This window comes from Ectopseudomonas composti (assembly GCF_001567565.1).
Taxonomy (GTDB): Bacteria; Pseudomonadota; Gammaproteobacteria; order Pseudomonadales; family Pseudomonadaceae; genus Aquipseudomonas; species Aquipseudomonas composti_A.
On sequence record NZ_LSSW01000029.1, the window covers coordinates 516,918 to 534,290 of the forward strand.

A 17,373-nucleotide genomic window follows, 5' to 3' on the forward strand; every position below is an offset into this window, starting at 1 on the left:
GACATGGACGTACAACAGAGCAATCCCTTCCAGACGCCGCAGGCTGACCTGCAACCGGCCACCACCACTCGGTCGCCGCTCTACAGCATTGCTGGTATCGGCGTGGCGACGTTCATCGGCACGCCGCTGGCCGGCGCATGGCTGCTGGCGCACAACCTGCAGTTGCTCGGCAAGGCCGATCGGGTTGCGCTGGTGTGGGGCCTTTCTGTCGTATTGCTGCTGGTCACGCTGGTATTGGCCTTCGTGCTGCCGGAATCGGTGCCGGCCATGCCATTCGCCATCGCGCAACTGATGGCGATGATCATGCTGGCCAAGAATCTGGTCGAGGCGGATCTCAAGCAGCATGCCGAAGCGGGCGGTGCAGTGCTTTCCAACTGGCGGGCGGCGGGTATCGGTCTGATGTTCACCATCGGCCTGGCCGCGCTGATGTTCGCCGTGCTGATGATGTTCGATATCTGAGCAAACCTTATCTTGGGCCTTCTTCGGAAAGCAGGCTCCAGCTGATTCAAGCACGCAGCCTCTCGAGTGCCGGTGGAACTGGTGGCAGCGAATGCGCTACCGGACATAGGCAATTCGCCAATAAATTCCGGACGGCCGCTACCAGCGGGTTTCGCCGGTGGTCAGCTATTGAGCCTCGGCAGAAACGAAGAACCCCGCCAGTTGGCGGGGTTCTTTTTTTCAGCCTGGTCGTGTTCAGGCCGCTTCGGTTTTCAGCTCGGCCTGCTTGACGGCGCGGTTCAGCGCACTGAACAGGGCGCGGAAGCTGGCGGTGGTGATGTTTTCGTCGACACCGATGCCATGCAGTGGGCGCTGACCCTCCAGACGAATCTCTATGTAGCAAGCGGCCTTGGCATTGGCGCCACCACCGATAGCGTGCTCATGGTAGTCCATGACTTCGACGGCGACCGGCAGGCTCGATGCCAGCGCTTCCAGCGCGCCTTTGCCGGTGCCATTCCAGCGTTGTTGCTGGCCGTCGACCTGAACCTTCACCTCGACGCTGCTTTCGCCGTTCTCTTCCTGCAGGCGGTGGCCTTCCAGAGCATAGGGCTGGGTCGCTTGCAGATACTCGGTTTCCAGCAGCTTGTAAATTTGAGCGGCAGTCATTTCCAGGCCAAGGCGGTCGGTTTCGCGCTGCACCACCTGGCTGAATTCGATCTGCATGCGGCGCGGCAGGCTGATGCCGTATTCCTGTTCGAGCAGGAAGGTGATGCCGCCTTTGCCGGATTGGCTGTTCACGCGGATCACGGCTTCGTAGTCACGGCCGATGTCGGCCGGATCGATCGGCAGGTACGGCACTTCCCACAGTGCGTCTTCCTTCTGCTGGGCGAAGCCCTTGCGGATGGCGTCCTGGTGCGAGCCAGAGAAGGCGGTGTGTACCAGGTCGCCCGCGTAGGGGTGACGCGGGTGCACCGGAATCTGGTTGCAGTCCTCGACCACCTTGCGCACGGCGTCGATGTCGGAGAAGTCCAGCTCGGGGTCGACGCCCTGGGTGTAGAGGTTCAGCGCCAGGGTCACCAGGCACACGTTGCCGGTGCGCTCACCGTTGCCGAACAGGCAGCCTTCGACGCGGTCGGCGCCGGCCATCACGGCCAGTTCCGAAGCGGCGACACCGGTGCCACGGTCATTGTGCGTGTGCACGCTGATCAGCACGCTGTCGCGGCGGTCGACATGACGGCCGAACCACTCGATCTGGTCGGCGTAGTTGTTCGGCGTGGCGCATTCGATGGTGGCCGGCAGGTTGAGGATCAGCTTGTTCGCCGGGGTCGGCTGGAACACGCCGATTACCGCGTTGCACACCTCGACGGCGAAGTCGATCTCGGTGCTGCTGAACACTTCCGGCGAATACTCGAAGCCCCACTGGGTTTCCGGTGCGGCATCGGCCAGGCGCTTGATGGTGGTGCCAGCGGCCACGGCGATGGCTTTGACGCCAGCCTTGTCCTGGTTGAAAACGATCTTGCGGAAGCTCGGCGCGCAGGCGTTGTAGTAGTGGACGATGGCTTTCTTAGCGCCCTTGAGGGACTCGAAAGTGCGCTCGATGAGGTCGTCACGGGCCTGGGTCAGCACCTGGATGGTGACGTCGTCGGGGATGTGGCCGCCTTCGATCAGTTCGCGGACGAAGTCGAAGTCGGTCTGCGAGGCGGACGGGAAGCCCACTTCGATCTCTTTCAGGCCCACGGCCACCAGGCACTTGAAGAAGCGCATCTTCTTCTCGGCGTCCATCGGTTCGATCAACGACTGGTTGCCGTCGCGCAAGTCGGTGGACAGCCAGATCGGCGCCTTGTCGATGACCTGGTCCGGCCAGGTGCGGTCCGGAATCTGGATCTGGGTGAAGGGGCGGTACTTCTTCGACGGGTCTTTGAGCATGGTCATGGTGAGAATCCTTGGGTCCAGACGCCTTGTCTGGGAAAACGAATAGGGCGGTCGACGGTGGCCGGATGGCCGCAGAGATTCAGCCCCGCAGTCGCGGGCTGACCAGGCGTAGGCAGCGATGTTGCCGTAGCAGAATGAGGGTGTGTGCAGTGTTCATGCAGCCAACCCTAGTGATATTGGGGAAGGCTGGCAAGCATTGCGTAAAAATTGGTAGAAACGATCTTATTCTGCGCTGTGGAGACGTTTTATGGCGCTGCGTGGCGATTGATTGAAGGAACATTGCGCAGCGCGCGCAGAGGGTCGAGGCCGGGCAGGGCCGGCCTCTTCGTCGTGCCTCAGTTCGTCTGCTGAGCCACCAGGTTCGGGCGCAATTCACGCATGTCCGCACCACTCGGGTGCTGGAACACGCGCAGGCCGAACTCGGGGAGGATGGCCAGCAGGTGGTCGAAGATGTCCGACTGGATACCTTCGTAGGCACTCCAGGCGATGGTGTTGGTGAAACAGTAGATTTCCAGCGGCAGGCCATCGGCAGTCGGGCTGAGCTGACGCACCATCAGGGTCATGTTCTGGTGGATGTTCGGGTTGTGTCGCAGGTAGTGCTCGACGTAAGCGCGGAAACTGCCGATGTTGGTGATGCGCCGGGTATTGACCGCTTCCTTGCCGTGTTCGGCCAGCTTGGTGTTCCAGTCCTGCAGTTCCTGGTCCTTGTGGTCGAGGTACTCATCCAGAAGCATGAAGCGGCGCAGCCGTGCGATGTCCTCTTCGCTGAGAAAATGCACGCTGGTCTGGTCCAGATAAAGAGCGCGCTTGATTCGACGCCCGCCAGACTCCTGCATGCCGCGCCAGTTCTTGAACGGGTCGGTGATGAAACGTCGGGTCGGGATGGTGGTGATGGTCTTGTCCCAGTTCTGCACCTTGACCGTGTGCAGGGCGATGTCGATCACGTCGCCGTCGGCGTTCAGGTTGGGCATCTCTACCCAGTCACCGACGCGAATGATGTCGCTGGAGGAAATCTGCACGCTGGCCACCAGTGACAGCAGCGTGTCCTGGAAGATCAACATCAGCACGGCGGCCATGGCGCCGAGGCCGGACAGCAGGATCAGTGGCGAGCGGTCGATCAGGGTGGCTACCATCAGGATCGCGGCGATGGCGAAGATGGCGATCTTGAATACCTGCAGGTAACCCTTGATCGGCTTCAGGTGCGCGTTGGGACGACGCTGGTAGAGGGTGTTGAGGATGTCCAGCAGCGCGCCGATGGCCAGGGCTATGGTCAGCACGACGAAAGCGCCGCAGACGTTCTGCGTCACAGTCACCACGGCCTCGGGCATGCCAGGCACCAAGGCCACGCCGGAGGAGAGCACCAGCGCCGGGACGACGTTGGACAGGCGCTTGATGATGCCGCTTTCCTTGATCTGGCCGTGACGGCCCAGGGCCGTTACGCCGACCACGCGGTAGATGGCGCGTACCAGAATGCGTTTGACGATCCAGTTCGACAGCCAGGCGGCGAGGATCAGGGCGAAAGTGGCAGTGAGGGTGAGCAGTTCTGGCTGCGTATTCAGCCAGTCCATCCAGATTTTCAGCTCATTCGGCATTTCCGACTCCGAAGCGGGCAGGAGCAAGGCCGACTTAAGGGCCGGCCATTTGAGCCGCCGTACCCTAGCAAAAACACGCCCTTAACCCAAACGGCAGGTGTTGCAGACTGCGTCGGCTCAGGGCTTGAACGCGCCGATGAAGATGGCCGGGTCGACGCGGGCGTCGTTGAGGCTGACGTTCCAGTGCAGGTGCGGGCCGGTGGCGCGCCCGGTAGCACCGACCTTGCCGACATGGCCGCCGCGCGGGATCTCGTCACCCAGCTTCACGTCGATGGCCGAGAGGTGGCAGAACATGCTGATCAGCCCCTGGCCATGGTCGAGGAACACCGTCTTGCCGTTGAAGAAGTAGTCGCCGATGAGGATGACCTTGCCGGCTGCCGGAGCCTTGATCGAAGTGCCACGGTTGGCCGCGAAGTCCAGGCCCGAGTGTGGGTTGCGCTCCTCACCATTGAAGAATCGGCGCAGGCCGAAGGGGCTCGACAGCGGGCCATTGACCGGTTTGTCGAACAACAGGTTGCTCGGCTGGCGCGCGCTCAACTGCCGGTAGGCGCGGGTCTGCTCGGCCAGTTCGCGCTCGATGCGTGCGAGATTCTTGGCGTTGGGGGTGACCTGCTGCTGGTTCTTGATGGTGATGCGCTGCTCGGCGTAGTGCTTGGCGCCGACCTGGAAGCTCAGCTTCTGGCCGCCTTCGACCTCGACCTGCTGGCTGCCTGGCTTGGTGCTGAGCGGGACGCCGACTATGGCGATCCAGCGCTGGCCGTCCTCGTGCACGGTCAGCACCGGTTTGCCCTGATAACGCACCTTCGGCGCCTGCGCCGGATTGCCCAGGTCGATCACCGCTACACCGCCGGGCACCGGCTTGTTCAGCAGGCGGGTGATGAAACCTTCGGCATGGGTAGGCAGAGCGAGCAACAGGGCCAGCAGGCCGGCGAACATTTGTGTGTGGGTTGCGCTGTACATCGGCTTTCAATCCAGTAGCGACAGGGTCGCCGGTTGTATGTGGTTGTCTTCGACGCGCACGTCCAGCTCGCCTTCGCTCAGGCGCGCCTTGAGGCGTTGCCCTGGCCGGGTCTGCGCGGCACTGCGCACGGCCTGGCCGCGCTCATCGAGGAGGATGCTGTAGCCGCGGCCAAGGGTGGCTAGTGGGCTGACGATCTGCAGTTGCGCGGCCAGTGCGCCCAGTTGCTGGCGCTGGCTGCGTAGCTGAGCTTGCATCGCGCGTGGCAGGCGCGTGGCCAAACCATCCAGGCGCTGGCGCAGCAGGGCCAGGTTGCGCCCCGGATGCTGCGCAGCCAGGCGAGCATCAAGGCGCGCCAGGCGTTCGCGCTGGTTGCCGAGCTGCTGGTTGAAGGCGCGGCGCAGACGCATGTCCAGGTCGTCCAGGCGCTGGGCCTGCTGGCGCAAACGCTCACCAGGGTGACGCAGGCGTTTGCTGACACCCTCGAGGCGCAGGCGCTCGCGGGCCAAGCGACCCTGCATCTGCAGCCGCAGGCGACGTTGCAGGTTGTTGAGGCGCTGCACCAGTTCGCTGCTGTCGGGGGCCAGCAGTTCGGCGGCGGCCGATGGCGTCGGGGCGCGCACGTCGGCGACGAAGTCGGCGATGGATACGTCCGTCTCATGACCCACGGCGCTGACGATGGGGGTCACGCAGGCCGCCACGGCGCGGGCCACGGCCTCCTCGTTGAAGCACCACAGGTCTTCCAGCGAGCCTCCGCCACGGGCCAGGATCAACGCATCGAAACCCTGCGTGTCGGCGCGTTGCAGGGCGCGCACGATCTGCGCGGTGGCTTCACGGCCCTGCACGGCAGTGGGGATCAGGTTCAGCTCCACCTGCGGCGCACGGCGGCGGAACACGCTGATGATGTCGCGGATCACTGCGCCGGTCGGTGAGCTGACGATGCCGATGCGCTTGGGATGAACGGGCAGGGCGATCTTGCGCTCGGTCGAGAACAGGCCCTCGGCGCCGAGCTTTTCCTTGAGCGCCTCGAAAGCCAGGCGCAGGGCGCCGTCACCGGCCGGCTCGACCGCGTCGAGGATCAACTGGTAGTCGCCACGGCCCTCGAACAACGAGACCTTGCCGCGCACCTTGACCGCCAGGCCATCGCGCAACGCCTGGCGCACGCGCGCGGCGTTCTGCCGAAACAGTGCACAGCGCACCTGGGCCTGGCTGTCCTTGAGGGTGAAATAGATGTGGCCGGAGGCGGGACGGGCGAGGTTGGAGATTTCCCCCTCGACCCAGATGCCGGAGAACACGTCCTCCAGCAGCAGGCGAGCGCGGTTGTTGAGCTGGCTGACGCTGAGCACCTCGCGGTCGAGGTTCAGGCGGGCAAAGGGATCATTGATCATGGGGCGGCATGATAAGCGCAGAGGCGCTCAACTGTCTTCGAGCAGACGGTCGAGCAACCAGGCTGCCACCGGCCCGAGTTCACGCTGGCGCGACCAGATGGCGTCCACCGTGACCCGGCGCGGCCAGCCGTTGCAGGGCAGTTCATGCAGGCCGCCAAAACCGTAGGCATCGACCAGTTGCCGGGGCAGTTCGGCCCAGCCGAAGCCCAGGCGCGCCATTTCCAGCAGCATCAGGTAGTCCGGCGCAGCCCAGCAGCGTCCGCCGCTGCCGGGCAGGTCGTCGCTGTTCGCATCGTCATGGGCGACGCTGCTCAGGCGCAGCAGGCGCCAGCGCGACAGGTCGTCATGACGCACCTGTGGCAGTTTGCTCAGCGGATGGTCCTTGGCCACGAACAGGCCGAACTCGCTGCTCATTTCCAGGCGGGTGTGGGCAATATGTGGTGGGTAGGCCGGCAGTGCCGCGATCAGGCCCAGCTGTGCGCGGCCCTGAGTGACCAGGTCGAGCACGTCGGCCTGTTCGGCGATCAGGCTCTCGAACTGCAGGTCGGGAAAGCGTTGGTCCAGCTCCTGCAGGCGCATCTCGTATTGTTTGGGCTGGTAGGCATCGGACAGCGCCAGGGTCAGACGTGCCTCCTGACCCTTGGCCAACCCTGCGGCGTGTCGCGCCAGGCGATCGCTGGCACAGAGCACTTCCTCGGCATGGGCCAGCAAGCTGGCGCCGGCTTCAGTCAACTGCAGCTGACGCGGGCCGCGTTCGAACAGCATCACGCCCAGGTCGATTTCCAGGCGGGCGACCGCTTCGCTGATGGTCGACTGACTCTTGCCCATACGCCTGGCCGCTGCGCTGAACGAGCCACTGTTGGCGGCATGGGAGAACGCCTGGAGGGATTCGGGAGATATGTTCATATCGGTTAAGCCGATGGTTGCTGCCTTTGAGTTGGCTGGTATGCCGATGATCATAGCGCTCATCGCCAATCATCACGAGGTTCGCTTCATGACTCAGCCCCTGCCGCGCTCCCTGCGTGAGCGCATCGGTCACGCCCTGGCCTTCGAGGGAATCGCCGTGCTCATTTGTGCGCCGGCCATGGCCTGGTTCATGGATAAGCCGCTGCTGCACCTGGGGCTGCTGACCCTGATGTTTTCTACCGTCGCGATGCTGTGGAACATGCTGTTCAACTACCTGTTCGACCGCGCACAGGGGCGCCTGGGCTTCGAGCGCGGCCTGTGGGTGCGAGTCAGCCATGCACTTCTGTTCGAGGGCGGTCTGGTCGTCACCCTGGTGCCGCTGGCGGCCTGGTGGTTGTCGATTGGTCTGCTCGAGGCGTTGCTGCTGGATATCGTGCTGATCCTGTTTTTCCTGCCTTACACTCTGGTGTTCAACTGGAGCTATGACGTGTTGCGCGCTCGCTGGCTGGCGCGCCGTGAGGTGCAGGCGGCCGCTTCGATCTGTCGCGGGGCTTGATTTGCTGGCGGTAGCGCCTAAGCTGCCGGCTTTTCTTGCCAGCCGCCCGAACACCATGACCGCGCAACTGATCCTCGTCCCACAGATATCCACGCTTCCCGCTCATGAGCACAAGGCCCAGGCCATGCTGCGCTGGCTGGTCAAGCGGGAGATCGTCGAGGCGCTGCCGACCACCTGCGGCCAGGGCGGCAACGGTATGGCCTACGCCATCGGGGCGGGCGCTCGGCGCATCGCCCAGCATTCCGAGTTGCTGCCTTACGGGCAGCCGCACAATGGTCTGGAGATCATCGCCAAGCGCTGCATCTACGTGCCGACGCGCGGCTTTCTCGAAGAGGCGGGCTGCGCCGAATGTCGCCGCGAAGTGGGCGTGCCGCTGTTCGACAGCCTGGAAGTGTGGTGGCCGGGGGAGACCGACAACTTCACCTGCCCGGAGTGCGGGCATGAAGACGACATCAACGGCTTCCTGTTCCTGCAACCCTGCGGCTTTTCCAACCTGGGTTTCATCTTCAACGGCTGGGCCGATGCCGGACTGCGCCCGGCGTTCCTCGAGGAATTCGGCGAACGCCTGGGTTTTGCGGTGCGTCAGGTGCGGGTCGAAGATCCGGTTTGAGCGGCTTTTCAGTCGCTTGTGGGAGGTTTAGCGGCGACTTTTGCTGCCTTCGGTCGCCGCTGAAGCGCCTTCCACAGGCGCTCAGTAGGCTCAGAACTCGACGCTGGCCGACAGGCGTAGCGAGCGCGGCTGACCGACATTGACCTGCAGCGGGCTGCCGGTACTCGACGGGTAGTAGTGCTTGTCGAACAGGTTGTCGACGTTGAGCTGCAGGCGTGTCCCATAGTCGCGAGTCGGCAGATCCCAGCGCAGGAACGCGTCGCTCACCGTGTAGCTGCTCATGTAGTAGCTGTTTTCGTTGTCGCCGGCGCGCTCGCCGACGTAACGGGTGCCGGCGCCCAGGTGCCACTGGCCGAAGCTCTCGGGTGTACGCAGGTGGTGAGTGAGGTAGAGGCTGGCGCTCTGGCGCGGCGCCTGGGTCAGTCGGTTGCCCTCGTTTTTCGGGTCGTCGAGGATTTCCGTGTGGGTGTAGGCGTACGTGGCGATCATCTGCCAGCGCTCGGCCAGGCGCCCGGTCAGATCCACTTCCACGCCGCGTGAACCGACCTTGCCGGCGGCCTCGCTGATACTCAGGCCGCCGACGTTGGTGTTGGTGACCACGTTTTTCTTGACGATATCGAACAGCGCCAGGTTCAGGCTCAGGTTCGGATTGAGGTCGTACTTGGCGCCCACTTCATAGCTGCGACCTTCCTCCGGGTCGAACACCTTGTTCTGGTCGTCGACGGTGGTGTTCGGCACGAAGGAGCGGCTGTAGTTGCCGTACAGCGATAGCGCGTCGTCGAGCTTGTAGACCAGCCCGGCGAAGGGGATGAAGGTCTGGTCGTTGCTGTCCAGGCTCGGTTCGCGGTCGGCGGCGAGGCCCTGCACGCTGTACTGGTCGTAGTGCTGGTAACGGCCACCGAGCACCAGGATCCATTGCTGGTTCAGGTGCCAGTTGTCCTTGAAGTACAGCGAGGTGGAGGTCAGCTCGTTACGCGTGTTGCTGCGGTTGGCGTCGACCACGCTGGGCTCGCCCAGGTCGCCGTAGTGGGGGTTGTGAATGTCGATGTTGCGCCGGGTGCCGTTGGGGTTGCGGTAGGTGGTGCCGCGAAAGTTGTCGTTGACCTCATTGTCGATGCCCAGCAGCAGTTCGTGGGTCTGGCCGAACAGGCGCTGCTGGCCGATGAAATCGAGGCTGGCGTAACGCGTTTCGTAGTCGTACCGGCCGCCGTTGGCGGTGCGCAGCAGCTGGTTGCCGCTCAGCGAGACCGGCTGGGCGATGGCCAGATCATAGCGATCGTTGTTCCAGGCGTAGGTCAGGCGGGTCTTCCAGGCGTCGCTGAGCTCGTACTCGAAACGCGCACTGGCGCTTTCGCCAATGCCTTCATTGCCTTCCCATTTCTCGCCCAGGCGCTTGTCGTAGTCGATATCGGCCGGGTGGCCGTCGACGAACACCGTGCCGCGGTCGAACGGGGTGCTGTAGTCGTTGTATTCGTAAGCCAGGGTCAGGCTGGCGCGCTCGCCGACCCAACTCAGCGAGGGAGCGACCAGGGTGTGCTGGTCGACGCCATAGTTGCGCCAGTAGTCGCGGCTCTGCCGTTCGGCGACCAGGCGATAGGCCAGGCCGCTGTCGCCCAGTGGCCCGGTGGTGTCCAGGCTCAGGCTGCCGCCGCCTTCGCCGAAGGCCGTGCCACCGATCTTGGTGCGTTGCACGTACTGCGGCTGCTTGCTGATCACATTGATCAGGCCGCCGGGCTCCAGTGCGCCATACAGTAGTGAAGCCGGGCCCTTGAGCACCTCCACGCGCTCGGTGGTGGCGCCGAAACTGCGCGACAGGTTGGAGCGCACGCCATCGCGCAGCACCGAACCGTCGGAGTTGTTGCCGAAGCCGCGCTTGATCAGGGCGTCACGGGTGTTGCCCAGGGTATTGCCCTGACTGATGCCGCTGACGAACTTCAGCGCATCATCCAGCGTGTTGGGCTGAAAGTCCTCGATGGTCTGCGGGGTCACCACCTGTACCGACTGAGCCTCATCCTTGAGTGCGACTGAGGATTTGCTTGCCGTGCTGGCGCGCTTGGCCTGGTAGCCGTCTACATCGGCGATGGGGGAGGCGACGATGTCCTGGCTGGGCAGCTCCAGCTCCTGGGCCAGCAGGTTGCCGGCTGGAAGCAGGCAAAGGGTGAGCAGAGCAGCGCCGTGGCCACTCAAGGAACAGCGGTTGAATTTCATTTGGCACTCAGGTGCAGGGGTTTTTGAGAATCATTATGTTATGCGTTTCTAGGTATGACTGCCTAGACACACACTTTGCATTGAGTGAAATGAGGTGGCTGGGTATAATGCCGCGCTTCTTATTTTCCCGCTCGGGAGCCCTCCATGCTGCGCATCAGCCAAGAAGCACTCACTTTCGACGACGTCCTGCTTATCCCGGGTTACTCCGAGGTTCTGCCCAAGGACGTCAGCCTGAAGACCCGCCTGACCCGCGGCATCGAACTGAACATCCCCCTGCTGTCCGCTGCCATGGACACCGTCACCGAAGCACGTCTGGCCATCGCCATGGCCCAGGAAGGCGGCATCGGCATCATCCACAAGAACATGACCGTCGAGCAGCAGGCTGCCGAAGTGCGCAAGGTCAAGAAGTTCGAAGCCGGCGTGGTCAAGGACCCGATCACCATCGAAGCCGACGCCACCGTGCGTGACCTGTTCGAGCTGACCCGTCAGAACAACATTTCCGGCGTACCGGTGCTTTCCAATGGTGATCTGGTCGGTATCGTCACCTCCCGCGACGTACGCTTCGAGAATCGCCTGGACGCTCTGGTGCGTGACGTGATGACCCCGAAAGAACGCCTGGTCACCGTCAAGGAAGGCGCTTCCAAGGAAGTCGTACGCGAGCTGCTGCACAAGCACCGCATCGAGAAAGTGCTGATCGTCGATGACGCTTTCGCCCTCAAGGGCATGATGACCGTCAAGGACATCGAGAAAGCCAAGGCCTATCCGCTGGCGAGCAAGGACGACCAGGGTCGCCTGCGCGTTGGTGCTGCCGTTGGTACCGGTGCCGACACCGCTGACCGCGTCGCTGCTCTGGTCAATGCCGGCGTCGACGTGATCATCGTCGACACCGCTCACGGCCACTCCAAGGGCGTGATCGACCGCGTGCGCTGGGTCAAGGAGACCTTCCCGGAGGTCCAGGTGATCGGTGGCAACATCGCCACTGGCGCAGCGGCCAAGGCACTGGTCGAAGCCGGCGCCGATGGCGTCAAGGTTGGCATCGGCCCAGGTTCGATCTGCACCACCCGTATCGTCGCCGGTGTTGGCGTACCGCAGATCAGCGCAGTGGCCAATGTTGCCGCCGCCCTGGCCGGCACTGGTGTACCGCTGATCGCCGACGGTGGCATCCGCTTCTCCGGTGACCTGTCCAAGGCCATCGTTGCCGGTGCTTCCGCGGTGATGATCGGTTCCATGCTGGCCGGTACCGAAGAGGCTCCGGGCGAAGTCGAGCTGTTCCAGGGCCGTTCCTACAAGGCATACCGTGGCATGGGTTCGCTGGGTGCCATGGCCCAGGCGCAAGGCTCGAGCGACCGTTACTTCCAGGACTCCTCTGCCGGTGCCGAGAAGCTGGTACCGGAAGGCATCGAAGGCCGCGTACCTTACAAGGGCGCCATGGCTGCCATCGTCCACCAGCTGATGGGTGGCCTGCGCGCTTCCATGGGCTACACCGGCTGCGCCACCGTCGAGGAAATGCGCACCAAGCCAGAGTTCGTGCGCATCACCGGTGCCGGCATGGCCGAATCGCACGTCCATGATGTGCAGATCACTAAAGAGGCACCCAACTACAGAGTTGGTTGATTCGCCGCAATGTATGAATAACGGGGCTGTTCGATCAGCCCCGTGTCATTTGTGAATACCTACGAGAGACGGCCATGGCCCACGACATTCACGCCCACCGCATCCTCATTCTGGACTTCGGTTCCCAGTACACCCAACTGATCGCCCGTCGCGTGCGCGAGATTGGCGTCTATTGCGAACTGCACCCCTGGGACATGAGCGACGAGGACATTCGCGCCTTCGCCCCGCGCGGCATTATCCTCGCCGGTGGCCCGGAGTCGGTGCACGAAGCCAATAGCCCGCGTGCGCCGCAGGCGGTGTTCGACCTGCAGGTGCCGGTACTGGGCATCTGCTACGGCATGCAGACCATGGCCGAGCAGCTCGGCGGCAAGGTGGAAGGTTCCGAGCTGCGTGAGTTCGGTTATGCCCGGGTCGACGTGGTCGGCAAAAGCCAACTGCTGGCCGGCATCGAAGATCACGTCGACGCCGATGGCGTATTCGGTCTGGACGTGTGGATGAGCCACGGCGACAAGGTCACCCGCCTGCCGGAAGGTTTCCACATTCTCGCCAGCACCCCGAGCTGCCCGATCGCCGCCATGTGCGACGACACTCGCCACTACTACGGCGTGCAGTTCCACCCGGAAGTGACCCACACCAAGCAGGGCGGTCGTATCCTCACGCGCTTTGTGCTGGAAATCAGCGGCTGCGAAGCCCTGTGGACCCCGGCCAACATCGTCGAAGACGCAGTTGCTGCCGTGCGCGCCCAGGTCGGCGATGCCAACGTGCTGCTCGGCCTGTCCGGCGGCGTGGACTCCTCGGTGGTCGCGGCGCTGCTGCACAAGGCCATCGGCGATCAGCTGACCTGCGTGTTTGTCGACAACGGCCTGCTGCGCCTGCACGAAGGCGACCAGGTCATGGCCATGTTCGCCGAGAACATGGGCGTCAAGGTCATCCGCGCCAACGCCGAAGAGCAGTTCCTCGGCAACCTGGCCGGCGAAGCCGATCCGGAGAAGAAGCGCAAGATCATCGGCCGCACCTTCATCGACGTGTTCGATGCTGAGGCCAGCAAGCTGGACAATATCCAGTTCCTCGCCCAGGGCACCATCTATCCGGACGTGATCGAGTCGGCTGGCGCCAAGAGCGGCAAGGCCCACGTGATCAAGAGCCACCACAACGTCGGCGGCCTGCCCGAGGAAATGAACCTCAAACTGGTCGAACCGCTGCGTGAACTGTTCAAGGACGAAGTGCGCAAGATCGGCCTGGAACTGGGCCTGCCCTACGACATGGTCTACCGCCATCCGTTCCCAGGCCCGGGCCTGGGCGTGCGCATCCTCGGCGAAGTGAAGAAGGAATACGCCGACATCCTGCGTCGTGCCGACCACATCTTCATCGAAGAGCTGCGCAAGGCCGACTGGTATCACAAGACCAGCCAGGCGTTCGTGGTATTCCAGCCGGTGAAGTCCGTCGGTGTGGTGGGTGACGGCCGTCGCTACGCCTGGGTCGTCGCCCTGCGCGCCGTGGAAACCGTGGACTTCATGACCGCGCGTTGGGCGCACCTGCCCTACGAGCTGCTGGAAACCGTCAGCGGCCGCATCATCAACGAAATCGACGGTATCTCCCGCGTCACCTACGACGTGTCGAGCAAGCCGCCAGCGACGATTGAGTGGGAGTGATCCCTCAGTGCTGCATGAAGAAACCGGCTTAGGCCGGTTTTTTCATGCCTGCATGCTTTCAGCGTTGCAGCAGGGACAGCGTGACGGTGAGTACGAACAGGCTCAGGCTTAGCGCGCTGATCAGCAGCATGCGCCTGTCCTGACGAATCTGGCTGGTGAGTATCGCTTTGCGCTGGCGCCAGTCGCAGGCGATGGTGATCCATCGTTTCTCCAGCAGTTGGCGCCAATCGTCCTCGCTCAGCCAGCAGGCAACATGGTGTGCCGGCAGATCCAGCGCGGGGAACAGCTCTTCGCAGGTCAACGGGCCCAGGGATATCTCGAAGCGCTGTCCATGGCGCTCGCAATCCAGCGCGAGGCGTATTTGCGGGCGGGTATCCTGGACGTGGATGTCCTCGGGATCGGGTGTGAGGACTTCATAGGCCGTGATTTGCGCCGTACCTGGGCGCAGCAAAGCTAGGTGGATTTTTTCCCAGAGCAGTCGCGCGAGTTTGTAGAAGCCCCAGGCAGAAAAGGCTAAAAGCAGCAGGCTGATCAGCCACAGCAGGCCGCCGAGCAGAATGAAGACCACGATCATGCTCAGAGCCCTGTCAGCAGGGTCGGCGCGGCTTCCCAGATCATGTAGCCCATGATCATCAGCATGATCGCGGCGAAGGGCGATGCGGCGTTTGGTGATTCCGGGGTGGCATCGGCCGGGTTCGCTTTGGGAACGTAGAGTAGAAAGGTACCAGCCTGCTGGTTGAGCTCGACGTGCTCTTGGTTGAGCACGAGATGCTCCACTTCGTAGGTACGCTGTTCGTACTCGTAACGCAGGCGATAAACCGGCTTGAGGGTGACCATTGTGGTTTTGCCAGCGCTGATGCGTGCGTTGACGAGCTTCTGACCGATGATCGCCGCTTTCACGATGTCGTGCGGGCGGCTGAGCCTGTAGCAGTCCGCCCAGATCATTTCGCCGAATGCGGCCATGAGCCCGATCCACATCAGCAGGAGCAGGGGCGTGATCGCTGCGATCATGATCCCCAAGGGTACGTCGAATAAAAGGCTGTCCATGTCTGGTTGAGCGTGTCCTGTTGATCGCTTGGGGATTCTATCCCGGTAAGCACCGTCTTTTCTCGGCGTTATCTCGCAGTGGCGTCCGCGGCAATTTGTCTTTCCAGAGCACTCGTCGCACTAGGCATGAAAATGAGAAGATACCGCAATTGAGTATGCCTGCAGATTGCCGAGGATGAAGATGTCGTTTACCCGCAGACAAGTGCTCGCCGGCCTGGCCGGTCTCGGAGTTGTCGGTCTGGGCGCCGGTGGCGTGCGTTACTGGCTGGGTCGCCCGGAGAATGTGGCGACCCATGATTACGAGCTGATCGCTGCGCCAGTGGACGTGGAACTGGTGCCGGGGCATATGACGCCCGCCTGGGGCTATGGCGGGCAGGCGCCTGGTGTCGAGTTGCGCTGCCGTCAGGGCGAGCGCTTGCGGGTGCGCTTCATCAACAAGCTGGAGCAGCAGAGCACCATCCACTGGCATGGCATCAGGCTGCCGCTGGAAATGGACGGCGTGCCCTATGTGTCCCAGGCGCCGGTGTTGCCGGGCGAGTATTTCGACTACGACTTCATTTGCCACGACGCGGGCACCTTCTGGTATCACCCACATACCACCAGCGCCGAGCAGCTGGGGCGCGGCCTGGTCGGGCCGCTGATCGTCGAGGAGCGCGAGCCGACCGGGTTCCTTCATGAACGTACGCTGAGTCTGAAGACCTGGCATATCGATGAGCAGGGCGCCTTCACGCCGTTCATGGTGCCGCGCCAGGCGGCGCGCGAAGGTACCCGCGGGCGCCTGACCACCATCAATGGCGAACCCAATCCGACTATCGAGCTGCCGGAAGGACAGGTGGTACGCCTGCGCCTGGTCAACCTCGACAACACCGTCACCTATCGCCTCAATCTGCCGGGCGGCGAGGCGCGTATCTATGCGCTGGACGGTAATCCGGTGCCGCCGCGGCCGCTGGGCAAGGAATACTGGCTTGGCCCGGGCATGCGCATCGATCTGGCGCTCAAGGTACCGGCTGCCGGTGAAGAGCTGTCGTTGCGAAATGGGCCGTTGCGCCTGGCGACGCTCAAAGGTGCCGTGAGCACTCAGGTGGCCGGCGACTGGCCGCCGGCGCTTCCGGCCAACCCCATCGCCGAGCCGGACCTGTCACGTGCCGAGACGCTGCGCTTCAACTTCGAGTGGGCCGCAGCGCTGGCCTCGCCGGCCGATGAAGCGGCTGGGCGCTACAAGTACTGGCAGATCAACGGCCAGGCCTGGGACATCAACGACAAGACCTGTGCCGACCGGCCGATTGCCACGTTGAAGAAGGATGGCCACTACATCTTCGTGCTGCGCAACATGGCGCAGTACCAGCACCCGATCCACCTGCATGGCATGACCTTCAAGGTGCTGGGCTCGGACCGGCGCAAGATCACTCCGTATTTCACCGATACCTATTTGCTGGGCAAGAACGAGACGGCGCGCATCGCCTTCGTGGCCGATAACCCCGGTGTGTGGATGTTCCACTGCCACGTCATCGACCATATGGAAACGGGGCTGATGGCGGCCATCGAAGTGGTGTAGGGTAGGCGCCGTTTTTCAGGCCGCCCAAGGTGGCGGGTTGCCCTACGGATTGATGCAATGAAACGACCGCAGATCATCGACCGCTCGCGTGACGAGCATTTCATGCGCCTGGCGCTGGCGCAGGCGTGCCTGGGTGCCGAGCAGGGTGAAGTGCCGGTTGGCGCCGTGCTGGTGCAGGACGGTGAGGTGGTCGGGCAGGGCTTCAATTGCCCGATTCTGCGGCATGACCCCAGTGCCCATGCCGAGATGGTGGCGATCCGTGCAGCGGCGGAAAGTGTGCAGAACTATCGGCTGCCAGGCAGCACCCTGTACGTCACGCTGGAGCCCTGCAGCATGTGCGCCGGGCTGATCGTGCATGCACGCATCGCCCGCGTGGTGTTCGCAGCCAGTGAGCCGCGCGCGGGGGTGGCGATCAGCCAGGGGCAGTTCTTCGATCAGGGCTTTCTCAATCACCGCGTACAGGTGGAGGGCGGCTTGTTGGCCGATGAGAGTGGGGCGCTGCTGAAAGCATTTTTCAAGGCTCGGCGCGGCTGATCAGTCGCCGTTTCACAGGTGCGGCGCGTCGTCGTCCCGCGATGCTCTTAATTGGGGCGAGGCGGTTGGATACGCCGTAGGACGAGATATCGGTTGTCGCTAAGCTGATCGCGCTCGGTGGAACAGGTAGTAGACCGCCAGTCCGGGAGCAAGGAACAGGAGCCACAGCAGTCCTCCGAGAGCCAGCAAGAGACTGACGAAGAGAGTTTCCATCGTTATATCCAGGCCAGCTTGAAGAGGGCTCTAGCTGGCGTAAGCCTTATCAGGCGGCCGTCAGGGCCATTTCTCTCGGCTGCTATGGCTTTGTGGTATCACACTTGCTTAAGCTTTAGAGTGCTGGGGGGCAGGGCTTCTGCTGATAAGTTTCGTGCTCCAAGTGCAGA

The 17,373-nt window shown here is 63.2% G+C and carries 15 protein-coding genes; 7 read left to right on the forward strand and 8 right to left on the reverse strand.

The features are described 5' to 3' along the window. Positions 1–3: 3 nt before the first annotated feature. Positions 4–459, forward strand: a complete 456-nt coding sequence (locus PCLY_RS18910) for a hypothetical protein (protein WP_061241148.1) — start codon at positions 4–6, stop codon at positions 457–459. Between the two features lie 234 nt (positions 460–693). On the opposite strand, the gene leuA is transcribed toward PCLY_RS18910, so the two are convergent. The 5 genes from leuA to PCLY_RS18935 all read right to left on the reverse strand — a co-directional run bounded on the left by leuA (position 694) and on the right by PCLY_RS18935 (position 7,214). Next, the gene (gene leuA, locus PCLY_RS18915; RefSeq protein ID WP_061241149.1) at positions 694–2,370 is read right to left on the reverse strand and encodes a 2-isopropylmalate synthase; all 1,677 of its coding nucleotides are present in this window, start codon (positions 2,368–2,370) and stop codon (positions 694–696) included. Between the two features lie 335 nt (positions 2,371–2,705). Further along, positions 2,706–3,962 (reverse strand): mechanosensitive ion channel family protein, encoded by a 1,257-nt coding sequence (locus PCLY_RS18920; protein WP_061241150.1) that lies wholly within the window; start codon positions 3,960–3,962, stop codon positions 2,706–2,708. A gap of 117 nt (positions 3,963–4,079) precedes the next feature. Next, positions 4,080–4,922 carry a peptidoglycan DD-metalloendopeptidase family protein gene (locus PCLY_RS18925; protein ID WP_061241151.1) on the reverse strand — a complete coding sequence of 281 codons (843 nt, stop codon included), beginning with the start codon at positions 4,920–4,922 and terminating at the stop codon, positions 4,080–4,082. Positions 4,923–4,928: 6 nt separating this feature from the next. Next, positions 4,929–6,308: an exodeoxyribonuclease VII large subunit gene (gene xseA, locus PCLY_RS18930; protein WP_061241152.1), complete on the reverse strand. Its 1,380-nt coding sequence runs from the start codon at positions 6,306–6,308 to the stop codon at positions 4,929–4,931. Between the two features lie 27 nt (positions 6,309–6,335). Next, on the reverse strand, positions 6,336–7,214 hold the full coding sequence (locus tag PCLY_RS18935) for a LysR family transcriptional regulator (RefSeq protein WP_394326857.1): 879 nt from the start codon (positions 7,212–7,214) through the stop codon (positions 6,336–6,338). An 88-nt stretch (positions 7,215–7,302) separates the two neighbouring features. Here PCLY_RS18935 and PCLY_RS18940 point away from each other — a divergent pair, with 88 nt between their 5' ends. Both PCLY_RS18940 and PCLY_RS18945 read left to right on the forward strand, forming a co-directional pair. Beyond that, on the forward strand, positions 7,303–7,770 hold the full coding sequence (locus PCLY_RS18940; RefSeq protein ID WP_061241629.1) for a multidrug/biocide efflux PACE transporter: 468 nt from the start codon (positions 7,303–7,305) through the stop codon (positions 7,768–7,770). A 55-nt stretch (positions 7,771–7,825) separates the two neighbouring features. After that, positions 7,826–8,380 (forward strand): hypothetical protein, encoded by a 555-nt coding sequence (locus PCLY_RS18945; protein ID WP_061241631.1) that lies wholly within the window; start codon positions 7,826–7,828, stop codon positions 8,378–8,380. Between the two features lie 90 nt (positions 8,381–8,470). On the opposite strand, the gene PCLY_RS18950 is transcribed toward PCLY_RS18945, so the two are convergent. Next, positions 8,471–10,588, reverse strand: a complete 2,118-nt coding sequence (locus PCLY_RS18950; protein WP_061241154.1) for a TonB-dependent siderophore receptor — start codon at positions 10,586–10,588, stop codon at positions 8,471–8,473. A gap of 144 nt (positions 10,589–10,732) precedes the next feature. Between PCLY_RS18950 and guaB the strand changes: the two genes are divergently transcribed. Beyond that, positions 10,733–12,202: an IMP dehydrogenase gene (gene guaB, locus PCLY_RS18955; RefSeq protein WP_061241155.1), complete on the forward strand. Its 1,470-nt coding sequence runs from the start codon at positions 10,733–10,735 to the stop codon at positions 12,200–12,202. Between the two features lie 74 nt (positions 12,203–12,276). Continuing rightward, positions 12,277–13,854, forward strand: a complete 1,578-nt coding sequence (gene guaA / locus PCLY_RS18960; RefSeq protein ID WP_061241156.1) for a glutamine-hydrolyzing GMP synthase — start codon at positions 12,277–12,279, stop codon at positions 13,852–13,854. A gap of 58 nt (positions 13,855–13,912) precedes the next feature. Here guaA and PCLY_RS18965 read toward each other — a convergent pair whose 3' ends face one another. Further along, the gene (locus PCLY_RS18965) at positions 13,913–14,428 is read right to left on the reverse strand and encodes a hypothetical protein (RefSeq protein ID WP_061241157.1); all 516 of its coding nucleotides are present in this window, start codon (positions 14,426–14,428) and stop codon (positions 13,913–13,915) included. A gap of 2 nt (positions 14,429–14,430) precedes the next feature. Then, positions 14,431–14,901 carry a hypothetical protein gene (locus PCLY_RS18970; protein WP_061241158.1) on the reverse strand — a complete coding sequence of 157 codons (471 nt, stop codon included), beginning with the start codon at positions 14,899–14,901 and terminating at the stop codon, positions 14,431–14,433. A 181-nt stretch (positions 14,902–15,082) separates the two neighbouring features. Between PCLY_RS18970 and PCLY_RS18975 the strand changes: the two genes are divergently transcribed. Further along, a complete protein-coding gene (locus PCLY_RS18975; RefSeq protein WP_061241634.1) occupies positions 15,083–16,456 on the forward strand; it encodes a multicopper oxidase family protein in 1,374 nt (457 codons plus the stop codon). A 57-nt stretch (positions 16,457–16,513) separates the two neighbouring features. After that, complete coding sequence (gene tadA / locus PCLY_RS18980) at positions 16,514–16,990, forward strand: tRNA adenosine(34) deaminase TadA (protein WP_061241159.1); 477 nt, start codon at positions 16,514–16,516, stop codon at positions 16,988–16,990. The last annotated feature ends 383 nt before the right edge of the window (positions 16,991–17,373 follow it).

What these genes read in the sequence shown, in the direction of transcription:
- PCLY_RS18975 (WP_061241634.1), top strand. Translation starts at nt 15,083, where the DNA reads ATGTCGTTTACCCGCAGACAAGTGCTCGCCGGCCTGGCCGGTCTCGGA.
- PCLY_RS18970 (WP_061241158.1), bottom strand. Translation starts at nt 14,901, where the DNA reads ATGGACAGCCTTTTATTCGACGTACCCTTGGGGATCATGATCGCAGCG.
- PCLY_RS18920 (WP_061241150.1), bottom strand. Translation starts at nt 3,962, where the DNA reads ATGCCGAATGAGCTGAAAATCTGGATGGACTGGCTGAATACGCAGCCA.
- PCLY_RS18935 (WP_394326857.1), bottom strand. Translation starts at nt 7,214, where the DNA reads ATGAACATATCTCCCGAATCCCTCCAGGCGTTCTCCCATGCCGCCAAC.
- tadA (WP_061241159.1), top strand. Translation starts at nt 16,514, where the DNA reads ATGAAACGACCGCAGATCATCGACCGCTCGCGTGACGAGCATTTCATG.
- xseA (WP_061241152.1), bottom strand. Translation starts at nt 6,308, where the DNA reads ATGATCAATGATCCCTTTGCCCGCCTGAACCTCGACCGCGAGGTGCTC.
- PCLY_RS18950 (WP_061241154.1), bottom strand. Translation starts at nt 10,588, where the DNA reads ATGAAATTCAACCGCTGTTCCTTGAGTGGCCACGGCGCTGCTCTGCTC.
- guaA (WP_061241156.1), top strand. Translation starts at nt 12,277, where the DNA reads ATGGCCCACGACATTCACGCCCACCGCATCCTCATTCTGGACTTCGGT.
- PCLY_RS18910 (WP_061241148.1), top strand. Translation starts at nt 4, where the DNA reads ATGGACGTACAACAGAGCAATCCCTTCCAGACGCCGCAGGCTGACCTG.
- PCLY_RS18965 (WP_061241157.1), bottom strand. Translation starts at nt 14,428, where the DNA reads ATGATCGTGGTCTTCATTCTGCTCGGCGGCCTGCTGTGGCTGATCAGC.
- PCLY_RS18940 (WP_061241629.1), top strand. Translation starts at nt 7,303, where the DNA reads ATGACTCAGCCCCTGCCGCGCTCCCTGCGTGAGCGCATCGGTCACGCC.
- guaB (WP_061241155.1), top strand. Translation starts at nt 10,733, where the DNA reads ATGCTGCGCATCAGCCAAGAAGCACTCACTTTCGACGACGTCCTGCTT.
- PCLY_RS18925 (WP_061241151.1), bottom strand. Translation starts at nt 4,922, where the DNA reads ATGTACAGCGCAACCCACACACAAATGTTCGCCGGCCTGCTGGCCCTG.
- PCLY_RS18945 (WP_061241631.1), top strand. Translation starts at nt 7,826, where the DNA reads ATGACCGCGCAACTGATCCTCGTCCCACAGATATCCACGCTTCCCGCT.
- leuA (WP_061241149.1), bottom strand. Translation starts at nt 2,370, where the DNA reads ATGACCATGCTCAAAGACCCGTCGAAGAAGTACCGCCCCTTCACCCAG.